Annotated in this window: 19 protein-coding genes and 1 tRNA gene; 8 read left to right on the top strand and 12 right to left on the bottom strand. The window is 63.6% G+C overall.

Features of this window, described 5'->3' with window-relative positions; translation table 11 throughout:
- Positions 1-7: 7 nt before the first annotated feature.
- The 3 genes from rfbC to RFN30_RS01810 all read right to left on the bottom strand — a co-directional run bounded on the left by rfbC (position 8) and on the right by RFN30_RS01810 (position 2228).
- Positions 8-562: a dTDP-4-dehydrorhamnose 3,5-epimerase gene (gene rfbC / locus RFN30_RS01820; protein ID WP_320260429.1), complete on the bottom strand. Its 555-nt coding sequence runs from the start codon at positions 560-562 to the stop codon at positions 8-10.
- The gene (gene rfbA, locus RFN30_RS01815) at positions 555-1445 is read right to left on the bottom strand and encodes a glucose-1-phosphate thymidylyltransferase RfbA (RefSeq protein ID WP_320260428.1); all 891 of its coding nucleotides are present in this window, start codon (positions 1443-1445) and stop codon (positions 555-557) included. Before rfbA ends, rfbC begins: the two co-directional genes overlap by 8 nt.
- A gap of 189 nt (positions 1446-1634) precedes the next feature.
- Entirely contained in the window at positions 1635-2228 is a 594-nt protein-coding gene (locus tag RFN30_RS01810; protein ID WP_320260427.1) for a biotin transporter BioY, read from the bottom strand.
- Positions 2229-2431: 203 nt separating this feature from the next.
- Between RFN30_RS01810 and RFN30_RS01805 the strand changes: the two genes are divergently transcribed.
- The gene (locus RFN30_RS01805; RefSeq protein ID WP_320260426.1) at positions 2432-3340 is read left to right on the top strand and encodes an MBL fold metallo-hydrolase; all 909 of its coding nucleotides are present in this window, start codon (positions 2432-2434) and stop codon (positions 3338-3340) included.
- A 1-nt stretch (position 3341) separates the two neighbouring features.
- Here the strand turns inward: RFN30_RS01805 and RFN30_RS01800 are convergent, their stop codons facing one another.
- Together RFN30_RS01800 and RFN30_RS01795 are read right to left on the bottom strand one after the other, a co-directional pair.
- Positions 3342-4127 carry a DUF1499 domain-containing protein gene (locus RFN30_RS01800; protein WP_320260425.1) on the bottom strand — a complete coding sequence of 262 codons (786 nt, stop codon included), beginning with the start codon at positions 4125-4127 and terminating at the stop codon, positions 3342-3344.
- Positions 4128-4309: 182 nt separating this feature from the next.
- A complete protein-coding gene (locus RFN30_RS01795) occupies positions 4310-5938 on the bottom strand; it encodes a fatty-acid--CoA ligase (protein ID WP_320260424.1) in 1629 nt (542 codons plus the stop codon).
- Between the two features lie 195 nt (positions 5939-6133).
- Here RFN30_RS01795 and RFN30_RS01790 point away from each other — a divergent pair, with 195 nt between their 5' ends.
- Together RFN30_RS01790 and RFN30_RS01785 are read left to right on the top strand one after the other, a co-directional pair.
- Positions 6134-6490 (top strand): hypothetical protein, encoded by a 357-nt coding sequence (locus RFN30_RS01790; protein ID WP_320260423.1) that lies wholly within the window; start codon positions 6134-6136, stop codon positions 6488-6490.
- 113 nt (positions 6491-6603) lie between these two features.
- Positions 6604-6993, top strand: a complete 390-nt coding sequence (locus RFN30_RS01785) for a DUF427 domain-containing protein (RefSeq protein WP_320260422.1) — start codon at positions 6604-6606, stop codon at positions 6991-6993.
- Between the two features lie 113 nt (positions 6994-7106).
- Here RFN30_RS01785 and RFN30_RS01780 read toward each other — a convergent pair whose 3' ends face one another.
- The 3 genes from RFN30_RS01780 to ppdK form a co-directional block, all read right to left on the bottom strand.
- Entirely contained in the window at positions 7107-7847 is a 741-nt protein-coding gene (locus RFN30_RS01780) for a polysaccharide deacetylase family protein (RefSeq protein ID WP_320260421.1), read from the bottom strand.
- A 116-nt stretch (positions 7848-7963) separates the two neighbouring features.
- The gene (locus RFN30_RS01775; protein ID WP_320260420.1) at positions 7964-9253 is read right to left on the bottom strand and encodes a glycosyltransferase family 9 protein; all 1290 of its coding nucleotides are present in this window, start codon (positions 9251-9253) and stop codon (positions 7964-7966) included.
- The gene (ppdK, locus tag RFN30_RS01770) at positions 9189-11873 is read right to left on the bottom strand and encodes a pyruvate, phosphate dikinase (protein WP_320260419.1); all 2685 of its coding nucleotides are present in this window, start codon (positions 11871-11873) and stop codon (positions 9189-9191) included. The genes RFN30_RS01775 and ppdK overlap by 65 nt, the downstream gene beginning before the upstream one ends.
- A gap of 217 nt (positions 11874-12090) precedes the next feature.
- Between ppdK and RFN30_RS01765 the strand changes: the two genes are divergently transcribed.
- Positions 12091-12435, top strand: coding sequence for a VOC family protein (locus RFN30_RS01765; RefSeq protein ID WP_320260418.1), 345 nt, complete (start codon positions 12091-12093; stop codon positions 12433-12435).
- Positions 12436-12610: 175 nt separating this feature from the next.
- A tRNA-Gln gene (locus RFN30_RS01760) sits at positions 12611-12685 on the top strand.
- 86 nt (positions 12686-12771) lie between these two features.
- Here RFN30_RS01760 and RFN30_RS01755 read toward each other — a convergent pair.
- Entirely contained in the window at positions 12772-13233 is a 462-nt protein-coding gene (locus RFN30_RS01755; RefSeq protein ID WP_320260417.1) for an anthrone oxygenase family protein, read from the bottom strand.
- A 513-nt stretch (positions 13234-13746) separates the two neighbouring features.
- Here RFN30_RS01755 and RFN30_RS01750 point away from each other — a divergent pair.
- Both RFN30_RS01750 and RFN30_RS01745 read left to right on the top strand, forming a co-directional pair.
- Entirely contained in the window at positions 13747-15507 is a 1761-nt protein-coding gene (locus RFN30_RS01750) for a type I secretion system permease/ATPase (RefSeq protein ID WP_320260416.1), read from the top strand.
- The gene (locus RFN30_RS01745; RefSeq protein ID WP_320260415.1) at positions 15504-16844 is read left to right on the top strand and encodes an HlyD family type I secretion periplasmic adaptor subunit; all 1341 of its coding nucleotides are present in this window, start codon (positions 15504-15506) and stop codon (positions 16842-16844) included. The genes RFN30_RS01750 and RFN30_RS01745 overlap by 4 nt, the downstream gene beginning before the upstream one ends.
- Positions 16845-17114: 270 nt before the next feature.
- Here the strand turns inward: RFN30_RS01745 and RFN30_RS01740 are convergent, their stop codons facing one another.
- Positions 17115-18482: a calcium-binding protein gene (locus RFN30_RS01740; protein WP_320260414.1), complete on the bottom strand. Its 1368-nt coding sequence runs from the start codon at positions 18480-18482 to the stop codon at positions 17115-17117.
- Between the two features lie 1050 nt (positions 18483-19532).
- On the opposite strand from RFN30_RS01740, the gene RFN30_RS01735 reads away from it, so the two are divergent.
- Positions 19533-21245, top strand: coding sequence for an HAD family hydrolase (locus RFN30_RS01735; RefSeq protein ID WP_320260413.1), 1713 nt, complete (start codon positions 19533-19535; stop codon positions 21243-21245).
- 28 nt (positions 21246-21273) lie between these two features.
- On the opposite strand, the gene smc is transcribed toward RFN30_RS01735, so the two are convergent.
- Positions 21274-24732, bottom strand: coding sequence for a chromosome segregation protein SMC (smc, locus tag RFN30_RS01730; protein WP_320260412.1), 3459 nt, complete (start codon positions 24730-24732; stop codon positions 21274-21276).
- A gap of 60 nt (positions 24733-24792) precedes the next feature.
- A complete protein-coding gene (locus RFN30_RS01725) occupies positions 24793-25521 on the bottom strand; it encodes a DsbA family protein (protein WP_320260411.1) in 729 nt (242 codons plus the stop codon).
- Positions 25522-25615: the final 94 nt, after the last annotated feature.

Raw genomic sequence — 25615 nt, 5'->3', positions numbered from 1 at the left:
TCTCTTCTCACGCAAACACCTCCGCCATGGCGAGCAGCGGCGCCTTGCGGTCCTTGTCCGAAAGCTGGAATCCGCCGGGGATCGCCGGCCATTCGATGCCGATTGCGGGATCGTCGAAGCGGATCGACCGGTCATGTTCGGGCGAATAGGTGTCGGTCACCTTGTACAGCACCTCGGTGTCCGGCACGAGTGCGACGAAACCATGCGCAAACCCTTTCGGCACCAGGATCTGGTTGCCCCTCTCGGCCGATATCTCCAGCGTCACCCATTTGCCGAAAGTCGGCGAGGTGCTGCGGATATCGACCGCGACATCGAGCACGCTGCCCCGGATGACGCGCAGCAGCTTGTCCTGGGCGCGCGGCGGCAGCTGATAATGCAGGCCGCGCAGCACGCCGGCGGCCGCGGAATAGGAATGGTTGTCCTGCACGAAGGCAAGGTCGATGCCGGCCTCGGCAAAGCGCGCGGCGTTCCAGGTCTCGCTGAAATAGCCGCGTGCGTCGCCGTGCCGCTTCGGCACGATCTCCAGCACGCCGTCGAGGCCGAGCGGCCTGACCTCAAGCACCGCGTTCCTCCGTCAGATCGGCAACACGCTTGCGCAGATAGGCGGCATACTCATTCTTGCCCAGGCGCGCGGCGCGTTCCAGAACCTTTTCGGCACCGAGCCAGCCCTGCTCGAAGGCGATTTCCTCCGGGCACGCGACCTTGATGCCCTGGCGGTGCTCGATCGTGCGCACGAAGGATGAAGCTTCATGCAGGCTGTCATGCGTGCCGGTGTCTAGCCAGGCATAGCCGCGGCCAAGCTGATGCACCTGCAGTTCCCCGCGCTCGAGGTAGGCATTGTTGACCGCCGTGATCTCGAGCTCGCCGCGCGTCGAGGGCCGGATCATCGAGGCGATTTCGACGACATCGTTGTCGTAGAAATAGAGGCCCGTGACGGCCCAGTTGGACTTCGGCTTCTGAGGCTTCTCCTCGATCGTCAAAGCCCTGCCGGTGACCTTGTCGAAAGAGACCACGCCGTAGCGTTGCGGGTCGTCGACATGATAAGCAAACACCGAGGCGCCGCTTTCACGCGTCGCCGCGGTACGGCAGAGATGCGACAGACCCTCGCCGAAATAGATGTTGTCGCCGAGAATCATCGACACGCTGTCCTTGCCGATGAAGTCGCGGCCGATGATGAAGGCCTCGGCGAGGCCGTTGGGCTGCGGTTGCTCGGCATAGGAGAACTCCAGCCCGAATTCGGAACCGTCGCCCAGCAATTCCCGGAAGACCGGCAAGTCGCGCGGAGTTGAAATGATCAGAATCTGGCGGATTCCCGCGAGCATCAGCACGCTCAGCGGGTAATAGATCATCGGCTTGTCGTAGATCGGCAGGATTTGCTTAGATACGGCTAATGTAAGGGGATAAAGACGTGTCCCGCTGCCGCCTGCAAGGATAATTCCTTTCAACAAGCTCTCCTTGAACTATCGAGGCCCCGCCCAGATGCCAAGTTGCCCGTGCTTAGGTTTCGTGCACCGGCTTGTCAATTGTCGGCTGCGAATTCCTCCTGACGCTACTCCCGAGCGAAATCCTGCCGCATCATGAAAAAAGGGCCGGCGGACGCTTAGCCCACCGGCCCTCTTCTGCTTTTTCCCGGATCAGGACCGCTTCGGCAGCAGCGCCCAGACGGCCGGCACCAGGCTGGCAGCCAGCGCCACCTTGATCAGGTCGCCGGCGATGAACGGCACGACGCCGAACTGCCACGACTTTTCCGGCCCGATCAGAGCCGCCAGCCAGGCAAAGCCCATCGCCATCATCACGATCTCGGCGACAAGCATCGCGCCGAACAGCTTGAAGGGGTGGCGGTCCCAGCCGCGGTCGGCGGCCCAGCCGGCGATCGCCGCCATCACCACGAAGCCGGCGAGGTAGCCGCCGGTGGAGCCCAGCATGTAGGCGATGCCAAGGCCCTTTTCCGGCGTGCCCTGGAACACCGGCAAGCCAAACGCACCCTCGGCGAGGTAAAGAATGAGCGTCGCGACGGCGAGGCGCATGCCGAAGGCCGAGGCGATCAGCAGGACGGCCAGCGTCTGCAGCGAGATGTCGACGGGGCCGAGCACCACTTTCGTCTTGGCCGACAGGGTGAGCAGCAGCGTTCCGGCTAGCGCCAGAAAGAGCTGGCTCGCGAGCCGCGCAGCGCCCTGGTCGGGCAGAGCGAGAGAAACGAGCGGGCGCATCGTGGTTGCAGTTGCCATGGTCTTCCCCGTTGTGGCTGATTTGCTGGCTTTAAAGCGCGTCGCGCAGAAACAGATTCAGGCGACGCGCTTTAAAAATTTGTCTTGATGCATGTCGTTCTCCCAAAACCGCTGCGCACTTTTGGGCGACATGCATTGATTTTCCTATATTGGCTTACGGGAGAAGCGGCAATCGTTTTGCCGCTCATGGAGCAGTATCCGGTATGACGCTTGAATTCGACACACGCTTCGATCCTGCCTATGGCCAGGCGGTCACGGTCGCGCCGGACGTCCGGCGCGTCACCGCCCGAAACCCAAGCCCTTTCACATTCCACGGCACCAACAGCTATCTCGTCGGCCGCGACACGCTTGCCGTGATCGATCCGGGGCCGGATGACGACGAGCATCTCGAAACACTGCTCGCGGCGATCGGCGGCAGGTCGGTCAGCCACATCTTCGTCAGCCATACCCACCGCGACCATTCGCCCCTGGCAGCGCGCCTCAAGGAGCGCACCGGCGCCCCCATGCTTGCCGAAGGCCCGCACCGGCCGGCGCGGCGGCTTCGCATCGGCGAGATCAACCCGCTCGATGCAAGTGCCGACCTGGGCTTCATGCCCGATGTCGCGCTGGCCGACGGCAGTCTCACCCAAGGCGACGGCTGGGCGATGCGAACCGTTCTCACGCCGGGCCATACCGCCAACCACGCCGCTTTCGCGCTCGAAGGGACCGGGATCCTGTTTTCGGCCGACCATGTGATGGCCTGGGCGACGTCCATCGTCGCGCCGCCCGATGGCGCGATGGCCGACTACATGAAATCGCTCGACAAGCTGATCGAGCGCGGCGACCGCCTGCTGCTGCCCGGCCATGGCGGGCCGATGACCGCGCCGCGCAGCTTCATGCGCGGGCTGAAGATGCACCGAAAGATGCGCGAAAGGGCGATCCTGGAACGCATTCGCGGCGGCGACCGCACAATCAGGGACATGGTCGCGGCGATCTATCGCGACACCGACCCCCGGCTGCACGGCGCCGCTGGCCTATCGGTTCTCGCCCATCTCGAAGACATGGTGGCGCGCGGCCTCGTTGCCACCGAAGGCAACCCGGCGATCGACGGCATCTTCAGTCCCGCCGGTTAGATCACTCGGCCGGCGTCGCGCCGACCTGGCCGGCGACTTCCTGGTCGAGCTCGCCGAGGAAATCGGTGATGCGGGCGGCATTGTCGCCCAAATCATAACGCCCGTAGCGCGAGGCCGAGCGCATGTCGACGACGACCTGCTCGCCGTCGTCGGTGACGCGGATGGCCACATCTGCCGGCAGCCCGATCACGAAGCCCCTGGCGACCGCGTTGATCGTCGCCTCGCTCTGGCCGTTGATGTCCGGATAGGGCGCCGTCAGTTGCCAGTCCCGCCGGTCGAGCACGGTCTCGACCGCGTCGACCACGGTTTCGAAAGGCAGGTTGTAGCTGCGCCCGGTGACCAGCGGATAGGCCTGCGCCTGCAGGCTCTGCTCGCCGGGCGTCGGCGGCGACAACGCGTTCATGTCGCTGGTGCGGTCGCTGGTGTCGAGCACCGGCGGGTCGTCGAGGTCGGTCGAGATGTCGCGCAGCGGCGGATAGACCGTGGCCCAGTAGGCGGCGACGCCGAAAGGGGCGAGCACCAGCACCGCCAGCAGTGCGCCGACGCTGAGGTCGCGGCCGCCGCGATCGCCGAAATTCCAGAGCCTCGACAGGGCAAGCCCGGCGAGCAGCAGCGCGAGCGCCGCAAGCAGCGCGACGATCGCCAACACCCAGAGGAAAGGCGGCGTGTCGACAAGATCGAGCCGATAACCGCCAAGCGCGGTCAGCAACAGGACGAGCGAGAATGATCCGATCCGCCGCGACCAGCCGGCCGCCCTCGACGTCTGCCGTTCAGGAATTGTAGCCATCGTCTGCCGCGTCACCCCAGTCCGCGTCGAGAGTTAGCGCAGTTCAGCGATTGGCGAAATCGCTGAACTGCGCTAACTGTTTGTTTTTTACGCAATTCCGGACGGAAAACCGCTGCGCGCTTTTCCTGGAATTGCTCTAGATGTTTTTGGCCCGGGCTTGAAGCCGAAAGATTGAACATTCCTCAATCCGTCGGCAGCCGATACTCCCTGAATTGCTGGCGCAAGATTGTCTTCTGGATCTTGCCCGTCGCCGTGTGGGGAATTTCGCCGACGAAGGCGACATCGTCGGGCATCCACCATTTGGCGACCTTGCCGCTCATGAAGGTCAGGATGTCGCTCTTGCTCGGCTCCTTGCCCGGCTTGCGCACGACCACCAGCAGAGGCCGCTCGCCCCATTTGGAATGCGGCACGCCGATTGCCGCAGCCTCCGCCACATCGGGATGGCCGACGGCAAGGTTCTCGAGATCGATGGTGGAGATCCATTCGCCGCCCGATTTGATGACATCCTTGGCGCGGTCGGTGATCTGCATATAGCCGCTGGCGTCGATATGGGCGACGTCGCCGGTGTCGAACCAGCCCTCAGCGTCGAACTGCTCGGAGCCGACGCCGCCATAATAGGCGCGCGCGATCGCCGGGCCGCGAACCTTCAGGCGCCCGAAGGTCTTGCCGTCCCAGGGCAGCGCGTTGTCCTCGTCGTCAGTCACCTTCATTTCGACGCCGAAGGGCGGATGGCCTTGCTTCCCCTGGATGTCGAGCCTGGCATCGCCCGTCAGCCCTTGATATTCCGGCTTCATGGTGCACAGCGTGCCGAGCGGCGACATCTCGGTCATGCCCCAGGCATGCACGACCTGAACCTCGTATTTGTCCTGGAACTTCGCGGTGATGGCGCGCGGGCAGGACGAACCGCCGATAACGACCTTGTTGAGATAGGGCAATTTCTTGCCGGTCTCCTCGAGATATTGCAGCAGCATCATCCACACCGTCGGCACGGCGGCGCTGAAGGTGACCTTTTCCGTGTCGAGCAGTTCATAGATCGAGGCGCCGTCCATCTTGCAGCCCGGCATCACCAGCTTGGCGCCGATCATCGGCGCGGTCTGGCCGAGCCCCCAGGCATTGGCATGAAACATCGGCACCACGGGCAGGACAACGTCGCGGGCCGAAACCCCCATGGCATCGGGCATCGCGGCCATCATGGCGTGCAGCACGTTCGAGCGGTGGCTGTAGACGACGCCTTTCGGGTCGCCGGTCGTGCCCGAGGTGTAGCACATGCCGGCGGCGGTGTTCTCGTCGAAGCTCTTCCAGGCGAAGGCGCCGTCGGCCTCGGCAAGCCATTCCTCATAGGCAACGGCATTCGGCAACGAGGTTTGCGGCATGTGCGCCCGGTCGGTCAGCACGATCACCTGTCTGAGCGACTTGACCTGGCTGGCGATCTTCTCCAGCAGCGGCACGAAGGTCAGGTCGACGAAGATCGCCTTGTCCCCGGCGTCGTTCATGATCCAGGCGATCTGCTCGGGGAAGAGGCGCGGATTGAGCGTGTGGTAGATCGCGCCGATGCCCATGATGCCGTACCAGGCCTCGATGTGGCGCCCGGTGTTCCAGGCAAGCGTGGCGATGCGGTCGCCGAGCCCGAAGCCGTCCCGCTCCAGCCGCTCGGCGACTTTGAGCGCCCGATGACGGATGTCGGCAAAAGTGGTGCGCACGATCGGGCCTTCGATCGAGCGCGACACGACCTCGCGCCCACCGTGCTGGCGTTCGGCGTGATCGATCAGCTTGTGGCAGAGCAGCGGCCATTCCTGCATCAGTCCGAGCATCTCGGCTCCTCCCCTTTTTCGCGCTTTCGCGTCATTGTTTCACGCATTGTGGAATGATCCGGCGGATTGTCCAGCCACCATTGGTCCAAGGTGGTGGATGGACCGAACAAGCCGTGAAACCCGCCATAATCCGGCCATCGTCGCCGTTAAGTTTCATTAACGGGCTGGGTGAGATTGGCGAATGGAGAGATTCGCATGGACGCGCAGCTCGATGAAAAAGCCCTCGAAAGCACGCTTGCCGAAAGTCTGGACGATCTGACGCCGGACTCCAAAACCGTTTCCGACGATGAATTTGCCGAAGTGGTCGGCGGCGCGCTGGAGGCCGTCGGCGGAACGCTGCTGTTCAAGATGTGTGTCGAAAATGGCGGCGAAGGCCAACACGTCGCCGCCGCATGCGTCGGCGATGGCGGCAACCGCCAGTTCCTGCTGCTGACGCTGCCGACCTCGGGCGGCGCGCTGAAGGTCGAGACTGCAGCCAGAAGCACCAATCCGGTCGCCGGCATCGCCGCCGCCTATGCGGGCCTCATGGACGCGTTCAAGGCCGCCGCCTGACCGCCAGCATCGGTTGGAAGAAAATTCCGCTTCGACGCGGCCTCGCGCAACCGCGCAACCTTGTGCGAGGCTCCTGCCCGACACACCTTGTGGCGGAGAAGGAGACCCCCCTCATGGACAAGCTCGCCAACCCCGCCCCCGGCTTTCAGCGCAACCCAGACAAGGTGATCACGATCGAACCCTATCGCGGCAGCGTCACGGTGCGCGCCGGCGACACAATTATTGCCAGGTCGACCCGGGCGCGGCTGCTCTCGGAGCCGCCCTACCCCGCGGTTTTCTACATCCCCTTCGCCGATATCGATTTCGGCAAGCTCGAAAGGACCGGGCATTCGACGCATTGTCCTTACAAGGGCGATGCGAGCTACTGGAGTGTCCTGCCGGCCGGCGAAGGCGGCAAGGACGCGATGTGGGCCTATGAACAGCCCTTCGACGAAATGACCGAGATCCGCGATCACGGCGCGTTTTATACGAGCAAGGTGGCGGTCGAAGCCGCGCCGGAGTGAGGCTGTGCTGATATTCAGGTGATGCCGGCCTGCAAACGGCGAGCTCCTGCGCTTCCGATGACGGTCGAGGCTAAGCCGGACTGAGAATTTCGAACCGGCGCCCGATGCAGCGATCAATCCGTGGTGCCGTCGTTGCCCACGTCTTCGGCATCGTCCAGGCGAACGAAGGTCATGCCTTTCTGCTTCAGGGCCAGCAAGCCCTGGACGACGCCCTCGCCCGCCGCATGGGTCGGCTGGTTGATGTGAGCGATGATGACGTCGCCATCCTTGGCGGCGGCGATGCGCCGGGCGGTTTCCCTGGCGCCGAGCAGCGAGCCGCCGTCGCCGTTGACGGAAAAGCCGGCGATCTTGAAGCCCAGCTTGCGGATCATCACGATCGCCGACGGGCTGTATTCGGCGGTGGCGCCGCGAAACCATTTCGGCGGCGGGCCGCCGGCGCTCGCCAGTGCTGCGGCGCCGGACTCGACTTCCGCCTGAACGGCATCGGGGCTGCCGGCAGCGCTGATGCCGTAGATCTTGCGCGGCGTGTCGACCGCCGGGATGTGGCGGCCGCCATGATTTTCCAGCTCGAACAGGTCAGGATGCGCGCGCATGATCTCGACAGCGGCGGCGTTGCGCTTCAGCCAGATGCCGGTGACGAAGATGGTCGCGGGAATCCTGTTTTCGACCAGCGCGGAAAGAATGCGCGTATCGGTCTTCCCGCCGCAGGCGTCCAGCGTGAGCGCAACCCGACCACCGTCACCCCGTGGCTTCAGATGCAGCGTCGGCTCGACCAGCGTCGCGGCATGGCCGGCCGAGACCAGCGCGAGCGACAGAGCGAGCGCGCAAAGCGATTTTCGAAGCAAACCCGTCATTCTTCCCAAGCCCGGCATGTCGCGCCATTCAAGACGGCGTCAACAAGACCTGCATCTAGGCGAAAATCGGGATGGTTCGCACCCGAAAAGCAACCGCGCGACAATTTGCGTGACCGTCAGACTGCCTGCTCCAGCGCCACGTCGGTCCGCGCCAGAAGTTCACGCACCGCCTCGACCACGGAATCGACTTCAAGGCGCCAGACACAGCATGCCTTGCTCGAATCGGTCCGGCGGCACAGGTCCCCGCCGACGCAATCGCAAGGCATAGAGGGGCGCAACGAGATGCTGGGGACGCCGACCGGCCCCCACCGAACCGGATTGGTCCGGCCGAACAGACCGACAACCGGAGTGCCGGCCGCGGCCGCCATATGCATCGGGCCGCTCTCATTGCCGACGAACAGCCTAGCCTCCTTGAGCAGCGCCAGCAGCGTTTCGAGCGAGAGCGCGCCGACCAGATTGACGACCGGCGTTTTCGCTGCCGCAATGACCTTGTGCGCTGCCTCGTTCTCGTCAGGGCCGCCAATCAGGACAACGTCCAGACCGGTTTCGGCCGATATCCGTTCGATCGCCGCCGCGAAGCGCTCGGGCTGCCAGCGACGCCCGGGAAAGCTCGCCCCCGCATGCACGGCCAAGAAGGCGTTTGGCTGCAAATGATATTTGCTGAGCAAGGCGAGCGCTCGCGTCGTTTCAAAGGGTAGCGGGCGGATGGCCGGCACCCTGACGCGCAGGTCGACGCCGAGCACCTCGAGCGGCGACAAATAGCGGAAGAGATAATGTTTTTCGCCGAATCCGAACGGCTTCATCCTGACATTGGCAGGCTGACGCTCAAGCCAGCGCAGAGGTCGTTCCGTCGGATAGTGGCCGACACGAATCGGGGCACGGACCAACCCCGATAACAGCCGCGAGGTTTTCGAATCGGTGATGTCGATGGCCATGTCGAAGCGGTGCCGCCGCAATGCTCGCACAACCCGGAAAAGCTCGCGCCCGCGCTGGAACGGCGTGCCACGCACGTAGGAGCGGCTGAACGAAATGACCTCCGATGCGATGCCATGCGCGGTGAGGAAGGAGGCGAATCTGGCCTCGCACAGGAACACGATCCTGACGCCCGGATATTCGAGCTGCAGGTTCTTCGCCAAGGTGGAGGCAAGCACGATGTCGCCGATGAACTTGGTCTGCAGGATCAGGATCGACCGGAAAGAGGTGGGGGAAATCTGCAGCATCTGTTTCACGCGCCGAGTAATTCGGAACGCGAAACTGCTTGCCAACGATGTCCAGATTGGGAACCAACGCGCGCACGTTCGCGTGAGTTTCCATACAAAATCGTAAGGTGGGGCGCGCCGCTCAGGCGCGCTTTGCCTTGTGCTTCGCGGCATCCACGGCCGCCTGCGCCGCAGCCAGCCGGGCAATCGGTACGCGGTAAGGCGAGCATGACACATAGTCGAGGCCGACCTCTTCGCAGAAGCGGATCGAGGCCGGATCGCCGCCATGCTCGCCGCAGATGCCGAGCTTGATGTCGGATCGTGTCGCCCTGCCCTTTTCCGCCGCGATCCGCACCAGCTCGCCGACACCGTCGACGTCGAGCGAAACAAACGGATCCTGCTCGATGATACCTTTTTGCCGATAGGTTTCAAGGAAGGAAGCCGCGTCGTCGCGCGAGATACCGAAGGTCGTCTGCGTCAGGTCGTTGGTGCCGAAGGAGAAGAATTCGGCCGTTTCGGCGATGACATGGGCGCGGATGGCCGCGCGGGGGAGCTCAATCATGGTACCCGTGAGGTAATCGATCTTCGTGCCGGTCTCCTGCATCACGCTTTTGGCGACCGTATCGATGCGCGCCTTGACGTAATCCAGCTCCTTCACCAGGCCGACCAGTGGCACCATGATCTCCGGCACCACCAGCGCGCCAGCCTTGTGGCCGGCCTCGACCGCCGCCTCGAAGATGGCGCGGGCCTGCATCTCGGCGATCTCGGGATAGGAGACGGCAAGCCGGCAGCCGCGATGGCCGAGCATCGGGTTGAACTCGTGCAGTGCTTCGGTGCGCTGCCTGAGCTTGTCGGCCGACACGTTCATCGCCGCCGCAACCTCGGCCAGCTCCGCCTCGGTCTTGGGCAGGAATTCATGCAGTGGCGGATCGAGCAGGCGGATCGTCACCGGCAGGCCGGCCATGATCTCGAACAGTTCGAGGAAATCCGAACGCTGCATCGGCAGGAGCTTGTCGAGCGCCGAGCGCCTGTCCTTCTCGGTGTCGGCCAGGATCATCTCGCGCATGGCGACGATGCGGTCGCCGTCGAAGAACATGTGCTCGGTACGGCAGAGCCCGATGCCTTCGGCGCCGAAGGAGCGCGCCATGCGCGCGTCGAGCGGCGTTTCGGCATTGGTGCGCACCTTCATGCGGCGTGCGGCGTCTGCCCACTCCATGATGGCGGCGAAATCGCCGGAGAGCTCCGGCTGCAGCATGGCGACCGCGCCCTTCAGCACCTGGCCGTTGCCGCCGTCGATGGTGATGATGTCGCCCTTGCGGAAGGTCTGGCCCATCGAGATCAGTGTGCCGGCCCTGTAGTCGACGCGCAGCGAGCCGGCGCCCGACACGCAGGGCTTGCCCATGCCGCGCGCCACCACCGCGGCATGGCTGGTCATGCCGCCGCGCGTGGTGAGGATTCCTTCCGCCGCATGCATGCCGTGGATGTCCTCGGGGCTGGTCTCGATGCGCACCAGGATGACCTTGCGCCCTTGCGCCCTGGCGTCCTCGGCATCGCCGGACGAGAAGACGATCTCGCCGGTGGCGGCGCCCGGCGAGGCCGGCAGGCCCATGCCGATGACATCACGCGCGGCCTTCGGATCGATGGTCGGGTGCAGGAGCTGGTCGAGCGAGGCAGGATCGATGCGGGCGACCGCCTCCTCCTTGGTGATCAGCCCGTCCTTCGCCATCTCGACGGCGATCCTCAGCGCCGCCTTGGCGGTGCGCTTGCCGGAGCGGGTCTGCAGCATCCACAATTTGCCGCGCTCGATGGTGAATTCGAGATCCTGCATGTCGCGGTAGTGCTTTTCCAGCCGGTCGGAGATGTCGACGAAGGCCTGAAAGGCGTCCGGCATCAGCTTCTGCAGCGAGGGCTTGTCGGAACCGGCGGCGATGCGCGCCGCTTCGGTGATGTTCTGCGGCGTGCGGATGCCCGCCACCACGTCCTCACCCTGGGCGTTGACGAGGAATTCGCCGTAGAGCTGCTTCTCCCCGGTCGAGGGATTGCGGGTGAAGGCGACCCCGGTGGCGGAGGTGTCGCCCATATTGCCGAACACCATGGCCTGGACGTTGACCGCCGTGCCCCAGCTCTCAGGGATGTCGTGCAGGCGCCGATAGGTGATGGCGCGGTTGTTCATCCAGCTCGAGAACACCGCGCCGATGGCGCCCCAGAGCTGCTCGCGCGGGTCCTGCGGGAACGGCTTGCCGAGCTCCTCCTCGACCTTGGCCTTATAGAGCGCGATCACGCCCTGCCATTCGATGGCTGTCAGCTCGGTGTCGAGCTCATGGCCGAGGCTCGCCTTCTGGTCCTCGAGGATTTCCTCGAAAACCTCGTGGTCGAGGCCCATGACGACATCGGAATACATCTGGATGAAGCGGCGGTAGCTGTCATAGGCAAAGCGGGCATCGCCGGAATCGGCGGCTAAAGCCTCGACCGTCTCGTCGTTGAGGCCGAGATTGAGCACGGTGTCCATCATGCCGGGCATCGAGGCGCGGGCGCCGGAGCGCACCGAGACCAGGAGCAGCTTCGACGGGTCGCCGAAATGGCGCCCGGTGAGCCGGCCGATATGGTCGAGCGCCGCGAGCACATCCGCTTCGAGTGCCGCCGGGTAGGTGCGGCCGTTGGCGTAATAGGCGTTGCAGACTTCGGTGGTGATGGTGAAGCCCGGCGGGACTGGCAGGCCGAGGCTGCACATCTCGGCCAGGTTGGCGCCCTTGCCGCCGAGAAGATTTCGGTCGCCGGCACGGCCTTCCGCGGCGCCGTCGCCAAAGGTGTAAACCCACTTGGTCATGCATGCCCTCCAGGTCCTTGGAAGATAGACAACACCCGGACCAAGGCCCGGTTCCCCGCCCTTCCGATCCGAGCGATAGGATGCTGCAGTGCGAAAGGCAAGCGTCGGCAAAGCAAGCGTCGCTACTACAATCGATTAAGCAAAAGCTGCGTCAAAAAGACTTGCCGGTATCGGCGCCGCGATATAGAACATAACAAGAACAAAGTGGAGTAGCGTGATGAAACTCAACGGAAAACTCGACTATCTGGAACTGCCGGCCACCGGCGGCACGCTGGACAGCGTCAAATCCTTCTACAGCGCGGCGTTTTCCTGGTCGTTCACCGATTACGGGCCAACCTACTCCGCTTTTGCCGAAGGGCTCGACGGTGGCTTCCAGGCCGATGCCGGCGAGGCACCGGCCAGGCCGCTGCCCGTGCTCTATTCCGAAAGTCTGGAGGAGACGCTTGAAGCGATCGAGAATGCCGGCGGCAGCATCGTCAAGCCGATCTTTTCCTTCCCGGGCGGCAGGCGGTTTCATTTCACCGATCCGGCCGGCAACGAGCTCGCCGTGTGGGGCGAATAGCTGGCAATTCCGATCGCCGGATTCGATCTTGCCATTTGGATTGCCCCCGAAAACGCGGCAGCAATCCGCCGACGCGGACATGCGGCAAGATTACCTTGGATGGCGGCGGTCCAAGCATTGAGCTTTCCATCGGCTCGTCCTATAAGGCCGCGCGCAGCGGGCACCGCCCGGTTGCTGGGGCGTCGCCAAGTGGTAAGGCATCGGTTTTTGGTACCGACATTCCCAGGTTCGAATCCTGGCGCCCCAGCCATCCTTCCAAGCAAAGACCGACCTCGGCCCGATGACCGGCCGCGCCCTCTCCTGAAATTTCGAGTGCTTGATCGGGAAGCCTAGATATCAGGCGCCTGGGATGGCGATTGCCGTGGTCAGCAGGATCAGGCTCAGCATCGCCAACGCCGCACGGATAACATGCGAGAGTTCCCACCGGTTGCGAAGTGCGGTCCATTCTTCCGTCGGCATGGTCGGGGCTCCGCCGCTGCCCTCGGTTGCGAAGAAGCGCTTTGCCGGCGCGGTCAATTCCACCTCCTGCAGCCAATGCTTGTTGATCGGCTGGGTCATGAGCCAGAAGACAAGCTGCATGGCAAGGAGCGCAACCAAAGCGCCGGCGACCAGCCAGAACCGGACGGGGCCGCTGGACGTCAGCATCAGCACCAAGGTCGCAACGATCCCGCCGACCTCGGCGATACCGCCGCCGATCGTGAAACCCGGATAATAGATCCGTTGGACGACAAAATAGTCTTCCCTGCCCAGCCGCAATTTACCCGGCAGTTCCAGCGCATGGGCGAGCGCCATCGCCATCGCGCTCGCCACGAGGATGACGGTCAGGACCTCCAGGAAAACATACATCGGATGGGCCTCTCACTCCGGCCTGACTGCTTTCGCGAAACAGCTTCGGCAATTTCGAGTGACATTCCACACCGAACGTGGGCGCTCCGGCCGGGTTCCATCGTGCAGGACGAGTGAAGCGATGCTCGGTCCGGCATCGGCCGCCCGAGAAGGGCGGCGTCGGTACCGGCCGCATAGCGCTTGCGCCCGGCGAGAGTCGGTCGCCAAGCGTCCGCTTCATGCCGTGGGAGGCGATTTCCCGGCGGCTGGCGCTCGGAGAGACTGCACCTCTGCGACAGCTACACTCTTCATCTCGAGTTGAGCCACAGCTTGGTCGTGAAGCGATGGCAGCGACCACCGCTAGGGCCGTGAGGCTCTGCCTTCGCTTCAGCTCTTCCTTAGCCGTCAAAAGGATCGCGCGGCTGCTTGGCATGATATATAAAGATTGTCTAAAATGATCGCTTGGCCCAAGAGGCGATTTCGGGGATGCCCAGCTATACGAACAGAAGGGTGCTATCGAGGAGCGTGGTCGAAATGGGCCTCTTCTCCGCGATGATGAACACCCTGGTGCTGGTTCTGCCTCTCTACATGCTGCAGGTCTATGATCGGGTTTTGCCCGCCGCCAATTTGGACACCCTCACCTACCTGACTTTGCTTGCGCTTTCGTCGCTCTTGCTCTTGGGCGTGCTCGAAGTCGTGCGGGGTGTATATGCAAGCCGGCTCGCCGCGCGACTGGATGTCTCTCTGGGCACATCGTCGTTTCTCGCTGCAATGAATGGCCCCCGCGCTGGCCTCGGCGATGTCCAGGCCTTGCGCGACCTGGCCACCCTGCGAAATTTCATCGCTTCGAGAACTATTTTCTTCCTCTTCGACCTTCCTTTCGGGCCGATCTTCGTGGGCCTGCTCTACTTCATCCATCCGATGCTCTTCCTTGTGACGGTCGTCGGGGCGGTTCTCATGGTCATCATCGCCATGCTGAACCAGGTCGCGAGTTCGCGACCTGCCAAGGAGGCGGCGGAGAATCTCAACGCCTCAATGAATTCGGCGCAGGCCTTCGCCCGAAACTTCGAAACCGTTCGCGCACTTGGCATGGTGTCCAACGCGATAGAGTTCTGGGGGACCCGTTTTTCCGGCTCTCTACACGCCTCGGATGGGCTTGCTCGCATCAATTCATTTTATGGCGGTGTATCCCGCACCACTCGTTCGACACTGCAGATCGCGATATTGGGGGTCGGCGCTTATCTGGTTCTGCACAACGAGATGACCGCCGGTATGATATTTGCGTCCTCGATGATTTCGGCGCGCGCTCTGCAACCTCTTGATCAGATCATTGGGAGTTGGCGGCAGATCATCGACGCCAATCTTGCATGGAAGAGGCTTTCGGCTCTCCGATCCGGACCCGACAACCAGGAAAACGTAGCATTGCCGGCTCCTCAAGGAGCGTTAAGCGTGGATCAAATAGTCTATCATCTCCCGGGCGCGGCCGACGGTTCGCTGCCGCTGATAAAGCGCTTGACCTTTGAAGTCGCCGCCGGCGAAACAGTCGCGATTGTGGGGCCGAGCCAGGCTGGAAAATCGACTCTGGCGCGCCTCATCGTCGGTGCGATCGAGCCCCGCTCGGGGGCGATCCGGATCGACGGCGGCGATATTCGAAACTGGGATCCGGAAGAACTCGGCCGCCATATTGGCTACCTCCCGCAAGATGTGGAACTCTTCCCAGGAACCATTGCCCAAAATATCGCGCGTTTCGAACCGGATGCGCCCGACGAGAAATTGGTCCAAGCAGCCCAGCGGGCCCAAGTGCATGGGCTCATCCTGGGTCAGAGGGACGGCTATTCGACGCTGATCGGCCCGACCGGCGTTCGCCTTTCGGGTGGCGAGCGTCAGCGCATCGGGCTTGCTCGCGCCTTTTACGGCGATCCCAAGGTGCTGGTTCTCGACGAGCCCAATGCAAATCTCGATTCCAACGGCGAAGCCGCGCTCGAGCGGGCGATCATCCAGGCGCGTTTACGAAAAACGACCGTGCTTGTCATAACCCATCGGCCCTCTCTCGCTTCCAAATGCGATCGCGTATTGATGCTACGCAGTGGCCAGATCGAGATCTACGGTTTGACCAAGGACGTGCTCGATAGACTTGTCACGCGGCGGGGCCAAGCGGGGCGGCCCGCAGCCTCTCAGCCGCGTGACAACGAAGGAGTGGTGCCTTTCCCGTCATCTGCTCGCGGTGAGATGAAGGCTCGCCAATGACGGTTCCTAGCCAAACCATCGGCGCCAAGACGTATCGCTGGCAGCGCAACGTCGATACACGCACAGCTCGGATCACGCTGGCGGGATATGCAAGCGTGTCCGTTTTCTTGCTTGGCTTCGGATTCTGGGGCGCAACGGCGCCGATTGCCGGAGCAACGATCGCGCCAGGAGTGGTCGCTGCAGCTGGACAGAATGTCATGATCCAGCATCTCGAAGGTGGCGTAGTCAGCAGCATCAAGGTCCGAGAGGGTGACAGAGTCTTACGAGGCCAGGCCCTGATCGTGCTCGATCCAACGGTGGCGCAGTCCCAGCTCAACCGAGTCCTCAAACAGTGGGTCGCACAAAAAGCTGAAATCGCGCGGCTCGAGGCAGAACGGGACGGCCTGGAGAAAATCGTCCTGCCCCGCGATCTAGGCGCCTACTCAGGCGCGCCCGAATTCAGTGACGTCTTTGCAGAGCAAACCAAGGAATTCCAGGCTCGGCTAGCGCGCTATGCCGCAGAACAGGAGATTCTGAGGCAACGGGTAGCAGCCCTTCGGGAAGCCGTTGCTGGCTTGAAGGCGCAGAAGGATGCTGCGGAAAACCAGCTCGCGATCGTCAATGCCGAGACGGAACGCAAAAAGGGCTTGCTGGAAAAGGGACTGACAAATCGTTCTGAATACACCGATCTTCTGCGCAGCACCGCCGAGTTGGCAGGTCAGGCGGGATCGCTGGAGGCGCAAATCGCCAGCTTGGCGACCCAGACCGTGGAAGCGCGTCAACAGATTGAAAGACTTACAACGAGCCGGGTCGAGGATGCCGTCACGGAACTGAACAAAGGCCTGGCGGAGGTGGCGGACCTTGAGGAACAAATCAACGCTGCTCGATCGGTCCTGGCGCGGACAACCATTCGTGCCCCGGTGGACGGCATCATTGTCCGCTCGCTCTACAATTCCGAAGGCAGCGTCATCCGCCCTGGCGAGGTTGCAATGGAGCTTCTGCCGACCACGAACGAACTTATCATCGAGGCAAAGATCAAGCCTGAAGACATCGATTCTATCCGAGTCGGCCAAGGCGCGAACATGATGTTGACAGCTCTCAATGCACGGACAACACCAAAGGTGTCTGGAAAGGTGTTCTACGTTTCGGCGGACCGGCTGATCACACCCAGCACTGGACAACCGTATTACACCGTGCGGCTTAAGATGGCTGATAAGCTGCCCCCGCAGGTCAAGCCCGAGCAAATCTACCCAGGCATGCCGGTCGAAACCTTCATTTCAACCGGCGAGCGGACGTTTCTGACCTATCTGACCAAGCCGCTGGTGGATTCGTTCCGCCGCGCCTTTCGGGAAAGATAGGCCCGATCCTGCCTCCTTCGGCCTTCAACCTCACCCGAAGTGGAACTCGTCCGCCGGATCATACGTAACCGTGGTTCGGCCAGTGCCGTCATCAGCCAGCGTAAAGGTGCCTCTTCCATAAAGCGCCGACCATGGTGCCGGCATCATGAGTGCCACCCGAAACGGGCAGCGTCCCCCCACTTCCGTCCTGGTTGGCCTGATACACAGCGGAGGTTCCGGTGCCGCACCGGATACCTCCTGGGTCCACTCCGTCGTCGGTTGTCCCGGCGATCAAACGACGAACACGTCGTGATAGGTCAGGGCCGCCCCGGGCTCCAGGTGGGCGATTTCCACCTGGGGGGTCGATTTCGAACCATCGGGATCATAGTACAGAACGCCCGTGGTCCGGTTGTAGAGCAGGTGATCGTTGGTGTGTTCGGCGTGTTCTCGCAACTCGAAATACCCCGAGTTCACCTGCGTCGGGCTGGACAAGGAACCGGAGCCGAGCGTCGTGAAGACGGCATTGTCGAGATAGAGCGCGTCATGTTCCGCATTGAAGTCGGTGAGTGTGTCGACATTGCCGGGGCCATAGGCCGTGTCAAACACGAAGGTGTCCTCGCCCGTGCCACCGGTCAGCACGTCGTTGCCACCCAGGCCCCGCAGTGTGTCGTTGCCAGCCAGGGCATCAAAGGTATCGGCCGCGCTAGTGCCGACAAAAGTATCGTTCCCGGTCGTTCCGTGGGTCGGGTCGGTCGGTGGGATCGGGTCGGTCGGTGGGATCGGAGGTGACGGTATCGGGTCGGCCCCGTCATGGGCTGCATGCCAGGCCGCCTTGGCCTGGGCCCAGTAGTCGCGGGCCGCCTGGCCTTGAAGGACCGTCCAGCCGGCGGGCGGCATTGGATAATCCGACGGCAGCGGCGTGTCAGAGAGGTTGAGAAAGTAATTGCCGTGCGACTCGACCGTCTTGTCCCAGGCATGCTGCAGCCGCGCCTGGCCGTTGTGGTGAACGTCGGTGATCGCCACCACGCAGTCGATAAAGTGCAGGCTGGGCGAGACATCGTTAGCGCCTGTGCCATCGGCGAGTTTGAATGGCGAACCGTGGGTCACCACGCCTTTGCGAAGGTACTCGCCCATGCCCAGAAGCATGCCATCCATGGTGACCGTGTTGTGAGACCCATTCACGTCACCGTCGCCAAGGCTCACTCCGGAAAACACGTGGTCGAACAGGGAATCCCGGATGGTGCCGCCGATCACGTCGTCGTCCTCGACCGCGTCGTCTCGTGAGTTGGCGACATAGGAATCTTCGATGAGGAAGGTGCCGGTGCCGCCGACACGGATGCCATCCCAGGGCTGGGTGATCGTCCAGTCGTCGATGGTAAAGCTGTGGGCTGAATTTATGCGGACTGCAGCGGAGTTGACGTAAATGTTCTCCCAGTCGCCGGTTTGGGAGACCGTGCCGTTGATCGTGCCGCCCAAAGCCAGGAGGTTGTCGCCGGGGTTGACGACCGCGAAGGGATAGAGGTTGGTGGGGCTTCCCTGATTGGCGACGATCCACGTGGCGTTGGTGGCATCGATAAGGGTGTTGGCGGGCAGACCGGATACTTTATACTGGCGGTAGCCATAGTCACCGCTCAAGACAATGGTGTTTGTATAGGCCATGCTTGGCCCCCTTTCACGCCCCCGCCTGTTTTTTGCTCAAAAGCCCGGCCAGAAAGGCCCCACCAATGCCCCATTGCACCCATCAGAGCCCCGTTGGCGGTATCGTGCAAATCACAAAATGTAAAAAAAATCTCAAAATGTAAAAATATGTCCGTCGCAGAAAATGCTGTGGCGCAACGATTTCAGCGCGGCTGCTTTTCGATGGGGATAAGCGCGGCTTTCACGTCCCTTGCCGACAATCCGACGGCCTCGCAGGAGTAGCGCATGAGCGGAGACGGTGCGCAGGAGGTCCATCATTTGCAAAACGGATCATGGAAATATCCGGACGATTGGCGAGGCCATAAAATTCGTCCCTCAATTATGGGGCAATGACGGGCAATGACGCACGCCCGGATATCAAACGGCTTGCAATGGATGTGGCCGATATTTGCGTCATCTCGACATCACGATCTCTCAATGTGAAGTGGAAGTCCGTGCTCCGGTCTCGGCGAACGGTGGGGCAGTCCCTCGACCGTCTCCCGATATTTCGCAATGTCGAACCAGTGGCCGCAAACCATGAAGCGTATTGTCTCAGTTTGAAATCTTCCGAAATACATATTGCATTTTAATATCGGTCCGACCTCCTATATGCTGAGCGCAAAAGCACGGGAGAAAGGGTGTGTCCCGAGAGCGTGACGTGCTTATGTGGCGCGAAGCCGGGAAACTTGCGTCATCTGGCGACTATGAAGGATGGCTTGCCATCGAATCGGAGCTTCGTAGCAGAGGATTCTCACGCGCCAAGCTGCTGTTTGATAACGACCGGGTCCGCAAAAAATTGGATGATATCTGTAAGAGGGCACAGGAGCAGCGCGCCGACGCCAACCGGACCTAAGGCCAGAAGCGCCCCCGCCTTCCGAGAACCCCAGCCAACCTTCTCTCTTTGCGATGAGCCGCATTTCCCCAACCTGGTTCCCGCCAGGGATGCGAAAGCGCCCGCCTAAACCTTTTCCGCCGACAGGCGTTGTTCGTTCCAGACGGACCGAGCCACCGCCCGGCGGAGAGGATCACCCGATGTATTTCATGGCATTGGCCACCGACTACGACGGCACGTTGGCGCATAACGGCCTGGTTGCCGCAAGCACGCTCTCGGCGCTGGACAAGCTGAAGCGGTCCGGCCGCAAGCTCATCCTGGTCACCGGCCGCGAATTGCCCGACCTCAAGGAGGTTTTTCCGGAGATCGGTCTGTTCGACAAGGTGGTCGCGGAAAACGGCGCGCTGATCTACACGCCGGCCAGCGAGGAAGAGCGCACCATCTCGCCCTCCCCTTCAGCCGACCTCGTCGACAAGTTGAAAAAGCGCGGCGTGAAGCCGCTGTCGGTCGGCCGCTCGATCGTCGCCACCTGGGAGCCGCACCAGGCGACCGTGCTCGACGTCATCAAGAAGCTGGGACTGGAACTGGAAATCATCTTCAACAAGGGCGCCGTGATGATCCTGCCTTCAGGCATCAACAAGGCGACGGGACTGGCGGCGGCGCTTGCCGATCTCAGGCTGTCGCCGAACAATGTGGTAGCCGTCGGCGATGCCGAAAACGACCACGCCTTCCTCAGGGCCGCGGGCTTGAGCGTGGCCGTCGCCAATGCCTTGCCGTCGGTGAAAGAGACAGCCGACCTCGTCACGAAAGGCGCGCGCGGCAGGGGCGTCGAGGACCTGATCCGCAAGCTGATCAAGCTCGACCACCTGGTCATGCGCAAACGCTCGCGCGGCGTGCTGCTGGGGACAGCCCGCGGCAAGAAGGTCTATCTGTCGCCGGTCGAGACGGTTCTGATCGCCGGAAGCTCCGGCATCGGCAAATCCACATTGGCAACCGCGCTGACCGAGCGGCTTGTCGAAAAGGGTCTGCAATTCTGCATCTTCGATCCGGAAGGCGACTATGACGGGCTGCAGGGCGCGGTGCCGCTCGGCGATACTTCGAGCGCGCCGAGCAAGGACCAGCTGCTGGAGCTGATCGACAAGCCGGACACCAATATCGTGGTCAACGGACTGGCGCTGAAGGTCGACGAGCGGCCCGATTTCTTCGCCGAGCTGCTGCCTGGCCTCGGCAGAGTCCGCTACCGCACGGCAAGGCCGAATTGGCTGATCATCGACGAGGCGCATCATCTCCTGCCCAAAAAGCGCGAAGACACGCGCGCGGTGCTTTCGCTGGAGCTGCCGGGCACGGTGCTGATCACCGTGCATCCGGAAGCGATCTCGACGGGTGTCTTGCGCCTGGTGACGGCAGTGATCGCGCTCGGCCCAAAGGCGAAAGGCGTCATCAGGACCTTCTGCAAGGAGGCCGGGCTGGAGGCACCCGGGAACATCCCTACGCCGAAGGGCGAGCGTGTGCTGCTATGGCGGCCGCGAGACGGCAAGAAGCCGTTCACGGTCAAGGCGAACGAGCCAAACCAATCGCTGAAGCGGCACAGCCGCAAATATGCCGAAGGCGAGCTCGACGAGGCGGGCAGCTTCTATTTCACCGGGCCGAAGAAAGCGATGAATCTTCGAGCCCACAACCTGATCATCTTCGCCCGGATGGCGGAAGGCATCGACGACAAGACTTGGGAATACCACCTGCGCGCAGGCGACTACTCCAAATGGTTCCGTCACCAGATCCGGGACAAGGACCTCGCGCGCGAGGCGGTCGAGGCCGAGAAGAACAAGCGTCTATCGCCCAAAGAGAGCCGCAAGCTCGTGCTGGAGGCCGTGCGCCGCCGCTATACGGCGCCTGCGACTGCGCCGGAGAAATAGCTTAGCCGAACCAGGCGCTCGAGCCGCCTCAGCTCGCCTCGCGCATCGCTTCGGCCGCCTGCAGGTCGACAGAAACCAGCTGGCTGACGCCCTGTTCGGCCATGGTGACGCCGAACAGCCGGTCCATGCGGGCCATGGTGATCGGGTTGTGGGTGATGATGACGAAGCGCGTTTCGGTCGTCTTCGCCATCTCTTCCATCAGGTTGCAGAAGCGCTCGACATTGTGGTCGTCGAGCGGCGCGTCGACCTCGTCGAGCACGCAGATCGGCGCCGGGTTGGTCAGGAACACGGCAAAGATCAGCGACATCGCCGTCAGCGCCTGCTCGCCGCCCGAAAGTAGCGTCATGGTCTGCGGCTTCTTGCCCGGCGGACGGGCAAGGATTTCCAGTCCAGCCTCCAGCGGATCTTCGGACTCGATCAGCTGCAATTCGGCCGTGCCGCCGCCGAACAGATGCGAGAACAGCCGCTGGAAATGGCCGTTGACCACCTCGAAGGCCGACAGCAGCCGCTCGCGGCCCTCGCGGTTGAGGCTCTGGATCGCCTGGCGCAGCTTGCGGATCGCCTCGATTATGTCCTCGCGCTCGGAAACGATCGTCTCCAGCCTGTCGGACAGTTCCTTCTGTTCTTCCTCGGCGCGCAGGTTGACGGCGCCGAGCCGCTCGCGCTCGATCTTCAGCCGGTCGAGCTGGCGCTCGACCTCTGCCATGTCCGGCATCGGATCGTCGGCCTCGAGGCCGGTATGCTTGATGACGAGATGCGGCGGCGTGTTCAGCGCTTCCTGGATGCGCGCCTCGACCTCGGCGCGCCGCTCGTCGGCCGCGGTCAGGCGCTCCTCGGCGCGGACGCGGGTCTCACGCGCTTCGGCGAGCGACTGGATAGCCGCGGTCGCCGCCTTGTCGAGCTCGGCCTGCTTGGTCTCCGCTTCCTGCAGGCGGTCGCCGGCGGCCTGGCGCAGCGCCTCGGCCTCGGAAAGCTGCGTCAGCAGGGCGCGGCGCTTGGCGTCGATCTCGTCGGGCGCGTCGGCCAGCGTTTCGCGCTCGGCTTCGGCTTCCGCCTTGCGCTCGCCAAGGGCGGCGATCTGCGTCGAGGCGTTCTCGGCGCGCTCCAGCCAGTTCTTGCGCTCGGTGCCGATGGCGTCGAGCCGGCGCATGCGCGCCTCGGCTTCGCGCCGCAGGCCGTCATGCACGGCGCGCGCGTCGGCAAGCGTGGCGCGGTCGCGCGCGACATTGGCGGACGCCTGTTCGAGCTGCAGCTGCAGATCGCCGAGATCGGGCGCGCCCCTGAGCATCTCCTCGGCTTCGAGGAAAGCGGCTTGCGTCTCCTCATGGCTGTCGACGATGCGCGCGCGGGCGTCATCCAAGGCAGCGCGCCGGCTCGCCAGCTCGCCGCCGGCCTTCTCTGCCTCGGCCAGCGCGTTGCGCGCGGCATCCAGTCCGTGCTGGGCATCGCGGCCGGCCTGGCGGGCGTTGCGCTCGGCCTCACTCGCCTGGCGCATGGCCTGCTCGGCACGCGCCAGCGCCTCCTCGGCCTCGCGCACGACGCGGGTCGCCTGCACGGCTTCGGCGTCGAGCTCGGCGAGGCGGTTCTTCTGCGCCAGTCGCTGGGCGGCAGCGGTCGGGGCGTCGGCGCTGGCCGTCAGGCCGTCCCAGCGCCACAGCGCGCCGTCGCGGCTGACCAGCCGCTGTCCGGGCGCCAGCTGCGCCTGGAGACGGCGGCCGTCTGCAGCTTCGACGATGCCGATCTGCGCCAGGCGGCGGGCAAGCTGCGCCGGCGCGCGCACCACGCTGGCAAGGCTCTTCACGCCTTCGGGCAGCGCTGCATCGCCGGGCTGGACCGCGCTCTCGCCCCAATGCACCGGCGCGCTGCGGTCGAGCGGCACGTCGAGGTCCTCGCCGAGCGCCGCGCCCAGCGCGGTCTCGTAGCCGCGCTCGACGCTGATCTGCTCCAGCACCGAAGGGAAGAGGTCGCCGCTCGCGGCGTTGAGGATCTTGGCCAGCGTGCGCGCTTCGGTCTCGATGCGCTGCAACTCCGCCTTGGCATCCTGCAATGGCGGCCGTGCGGCGCTTTCGGCGGCGCGCGCCTCGGCAACCGCCTGCTCGGCGGCGATGGCACCTAGCTCGCTCTCTTCGAGACGGGCGAGCGCATCCTCGACCAGCAGCCGCTTCTCGGCGGGATCGGGCAGGCCGGAAATGCGCGCGACGATATCCGAAAGCTCGCGGTCGACCTCGGCGAGCTGGCGGGCGAAGCGGTCGCGGCGCTCGGCGGTCTCGCGCAGCGTGCGTTCGATCTGGTGGCGCGAGGCTGCCGCCTCGGCACGCTCGGCGGTCAGCGCGGCAAGTTTCGCTTCGCTTTGCGAGAGCGTCGCGCCGGCCTGTTCGAAAGCGGCGCGCGTGGTGGCTTCGCGCTCGGCGGCACCAGCGTTTTCCGAGTTGAGCTCGGCCTCCTCGGTGCGCAGGCGCTCCAGGATGTCGGCATTGTCGCGCACCATCCGCTCCTCGCGGGCGATGTCGGCGTCGAGTTGCTGCAGCCGGCGCTCCAGTTCCGCCTGGCGGGAGCGGATGCGACCGGCTTCCTCCTCGATCTGCGTCTTGGCGATCGACAGGCGCTGGAAGGCGGCCGCAGCAGCAGCCTCGGCGTCGCGCAAATCGGGGAGCCGATGCGCGGCGTTGCCCTGTTCCCTGGCGGCCGCCATCTGGGCTGCGGCGCGGTCGCCGACCAGCGTGGTGGCGACGGCGAGCGCGGAACGCGCCTCGCCTTCCTGGGTCTTGGCCAGCGTCCAGCGGAGATGCAAGAGCGTCGCCTCGGCCTTGCGGATGTCCGCCGACAGGTTCTTGAAGCGCGAGGCCTGGCGCGCCTGACGCTTCAGGCTGTCGATCTGGCTTTCCAGCTCGCCGACGACGTCGTCCAGCCGTTCAAGGTTCTGCTCGGCCGCCTTCAGCCTGAGCTCGGCCTCGTGCCGGCGTGTGTGCAGGCCGGAGATGCCGGCGGCCTCTTCGAGAAGCGCGCGGCGAGCCTGGGGTTTTGCCTGGATCAGCTCGCCGATGCGGCCCTGGCCAACCATGGACGGCGAGCGGGCGCCGGTCGACTGATCGGCAAAGAGCAGTTGTACATCCTTGGCGCGGGCTTCCTTGCCGTTGATGCGGTAGAGCGAGCCGGCCTCGCGCTCGATGCGGCGCGACACCTGAAGCTCATCGGCATCGTTGAAGGCGGCGGGCGCCGTGCGATCTGTGTTGTCGAGGAAAAGCGTGACTTCGGCAGTGTTGCGGGCGGGCCGCGCGCCTGAGCCGGAAAAGATCACGTCGTCCATGCCGGACGCGCGCATGTTCTTGTAGGAGCTTTCGCCCATCACCCAGCGCAGCGCCTCGACAAGGTTCGACTTGCCGCAGCCGTTCGGCCCGACGATGCCGGTCAGCCCGCGTTCGATGACGAACTCGCCGGGCTCGACGAAGGACTTGAACCCGAGGAGGCGAAGGCGCGAAAACTTCATTCGCGCCGCCCCGCAAAGGCCAACATGCCGAAGCCGGAAGGCTTCGGCGCGGCCTGGACGTCAGAGCAGAGGGTCGATGATGGCCGACATTTCCTCAATCGACATCGCCCCTTTGTAGGTCTTACCGTTGATGAAGAAGGTCGGCGTCGAGTCGACCTTGAACTCGTCCGCTCCGCGTTTCTGGACTGCTCTCACATCGTCCAGAAGCTTCTGATCCGTCAAGCAGGCCTCGAAGGACTCCTGTGTAAAACCGGCGAGCTTGGATATCTGCAGCAGCGCTTCCTTGGTGTTGTTGACGCCAACCCAGCTCGGCTGCTGCTTGAACAGCACGTCGACCATGGCGAAGTAGTTGTCCTTGGCGCAGCGCGCCAGCATGAAGCCGGCCTCGGCGCTCGGGTCGAAGGGGAATTCGCGCAGGATGTAGCGCACCTTGCCGGTGTCGATATATTTCGACTTCAACTGCGGGAAGGTGGCGTCGTTGAAATGCGCGCAATGCGGGCAGGTCATCGAGGCATATTCGACGATGGTGACCTTGGCGTCGTCCTTGCCGAGTTGCTTTTCGGGCAAGGCGCCGGGCTTCAGCAGTTCCGCCATGTCGACCGTGCCCTGCGCTTCCGGCACCTGAACGGCGGCCGGCGTTGCCGGCTTGGCGGGCGTCGACGGATCAGCAGGCTTCACATTGTTCGCCTTCGCCTCCTCGCCCGAGTCGCTGCATGCGGCAAGCAGCGCCACTGCCGGAACGACGGCCAGCGTGGTCAAAAGGTTCCTGCGGGACAAAGAGCGGTTCATGCGAATCACCTGATATCGGTTGGATTTTGCAATGCAAGGGCTAGAAAAGGCGAGAGTTGGCGCGAATTAAGGCATCGCCGTCCCCAATCCAATC

Source organism: Mesorhizobium dulcispinae (genome assembly GCF_033977345.1).
In the GTDB taxonomy this organism is placed as follows: Bacteria; Pseudomonadota; Alphaproteobacteria; order Rhizobiales; family Rhizobiaceae; genus Mesorhizobium; species Mesorhizobium dulcispinae.
This window is presented reverse-complemented; position numbering and strand designations above follow the sequence as displayed.

Excerpts from the sequence above, each read along its gene's own strand:
- RFN30_RS01810 (WP_320260427.1), bottom strand. The coding sequence starts at position 2,228 with ATGGCAACTGCAACCACGATGCGCCCGCTCGTTTCTCTCGCTCTGCCC.
- RFN30_RS01805 (WP_320260426.1), top strand. The coding sequence starts at position 2,432 with ATGACGCTTGAATTCGACACACGCTTCGATCCTGCCTATGGCCAGGCG.
- RFN30_RS01800 (WP_320260425.1), bottom strand. The coding sequence starts at position 4,127 with ATGGCTACAATTCCTGAACGGCAGACGTCGAGGGCGGCCGGCTGGTCG.
- RFN30_RS01795 (WP_320260424.1), bottom strand. The coding sequence starts at position 5,938 with ATGCTCGGACTGATGCAGGAATGGCCGCTGCTCTGCCACAAGCTGATC.
- RFN30_RS01790 (WP_320260423.1), top strand. The coding sequence starts at position 6,134 with ATGGACGCGCAGCTCGATGAAAAAGCCCTCGAAAGCACGCTTGCCGAA.
- RFN30_RS01785 (WP_320260422.1), top strand. The coding sequence starts at position 6,604 with ATGGACAAGCTCGCCAACCCCGCCCCCGGCTTTCAGCGCAACCCAGAC.
- RFN30_RS01780 (WP_320260421.1), bottom strand. The coding sequence starts at position 7,847 with ATGACGGGTTTGCTTCGAAAATCGCTTTGCGCGCTCGCTCTGTCGCTC.
- ppdK (WP_320260419.1), bottom strand. The coding sequence starts at position 11,873 with ATGACCAAGTGGGTTTACACCTTTGGCGACGGCGCCGCGGAAGGCCGT.
- RFN30_RS01765 (WP_320260418.1), top strand. The coding sequence starts at position 12,091 with ATGAAACTCAACGGAAAACTCGACTATCTGGAACTGCCGGCCACCGGC.
- RFN30_RS01755 (WP_320260417.1), bottom strand. The coding sequence starts at position 13,233 with ATGGCGATGGCGCTCGCCCATGCGCTGGAACTGCCGGGTAAATTGCGG.
- RFN30_RS01750 (WP_320260416.1), top strand. The coding sequence starts at position 13,747 with ATGCCCAGCTATACGAACAGAAGGGTGCTATCGAGGAGCGTGGTCGAA.
- RFN30_RS01745 (WP_320260415.1), top strand. The coding sequence starts at position 15,504 with ATGACGGTTCCTAGCCAAACCATCGGCGCCAAGACGTATCGCTGGCAG.
- RFN30_RS01740 (WP_320260414.1), bottom strand. The coding sequence starts at position 18,482 with ATGGCCTATACAAACACCATTGTCTTGAGCGGTGACTATGGCTACCGC.
- RFN30_RS01735 (WP_320260413.1), top strand. The coding sequence starts at position 19,533 with ATGTATTTCATGGCATTGGCCACCGACTACGACGGCACGTTGGCGCAT.
- smc (WP_320260412.1), bottom strand. The coding sequence starts at position 24,732 with ATGAAGTTTTCGCGCCTTCGCCTCCTCGGGTTCAAGTCCTTCGTCGAG.
- RFN30_RS01725 (WP_320260411.1), bottom strand. The coding sequence starts at position 25,521 with ATGAACCGCTCTTTGTCCCGCAGGAACCTTTTGACCACGCTGGCCGTC.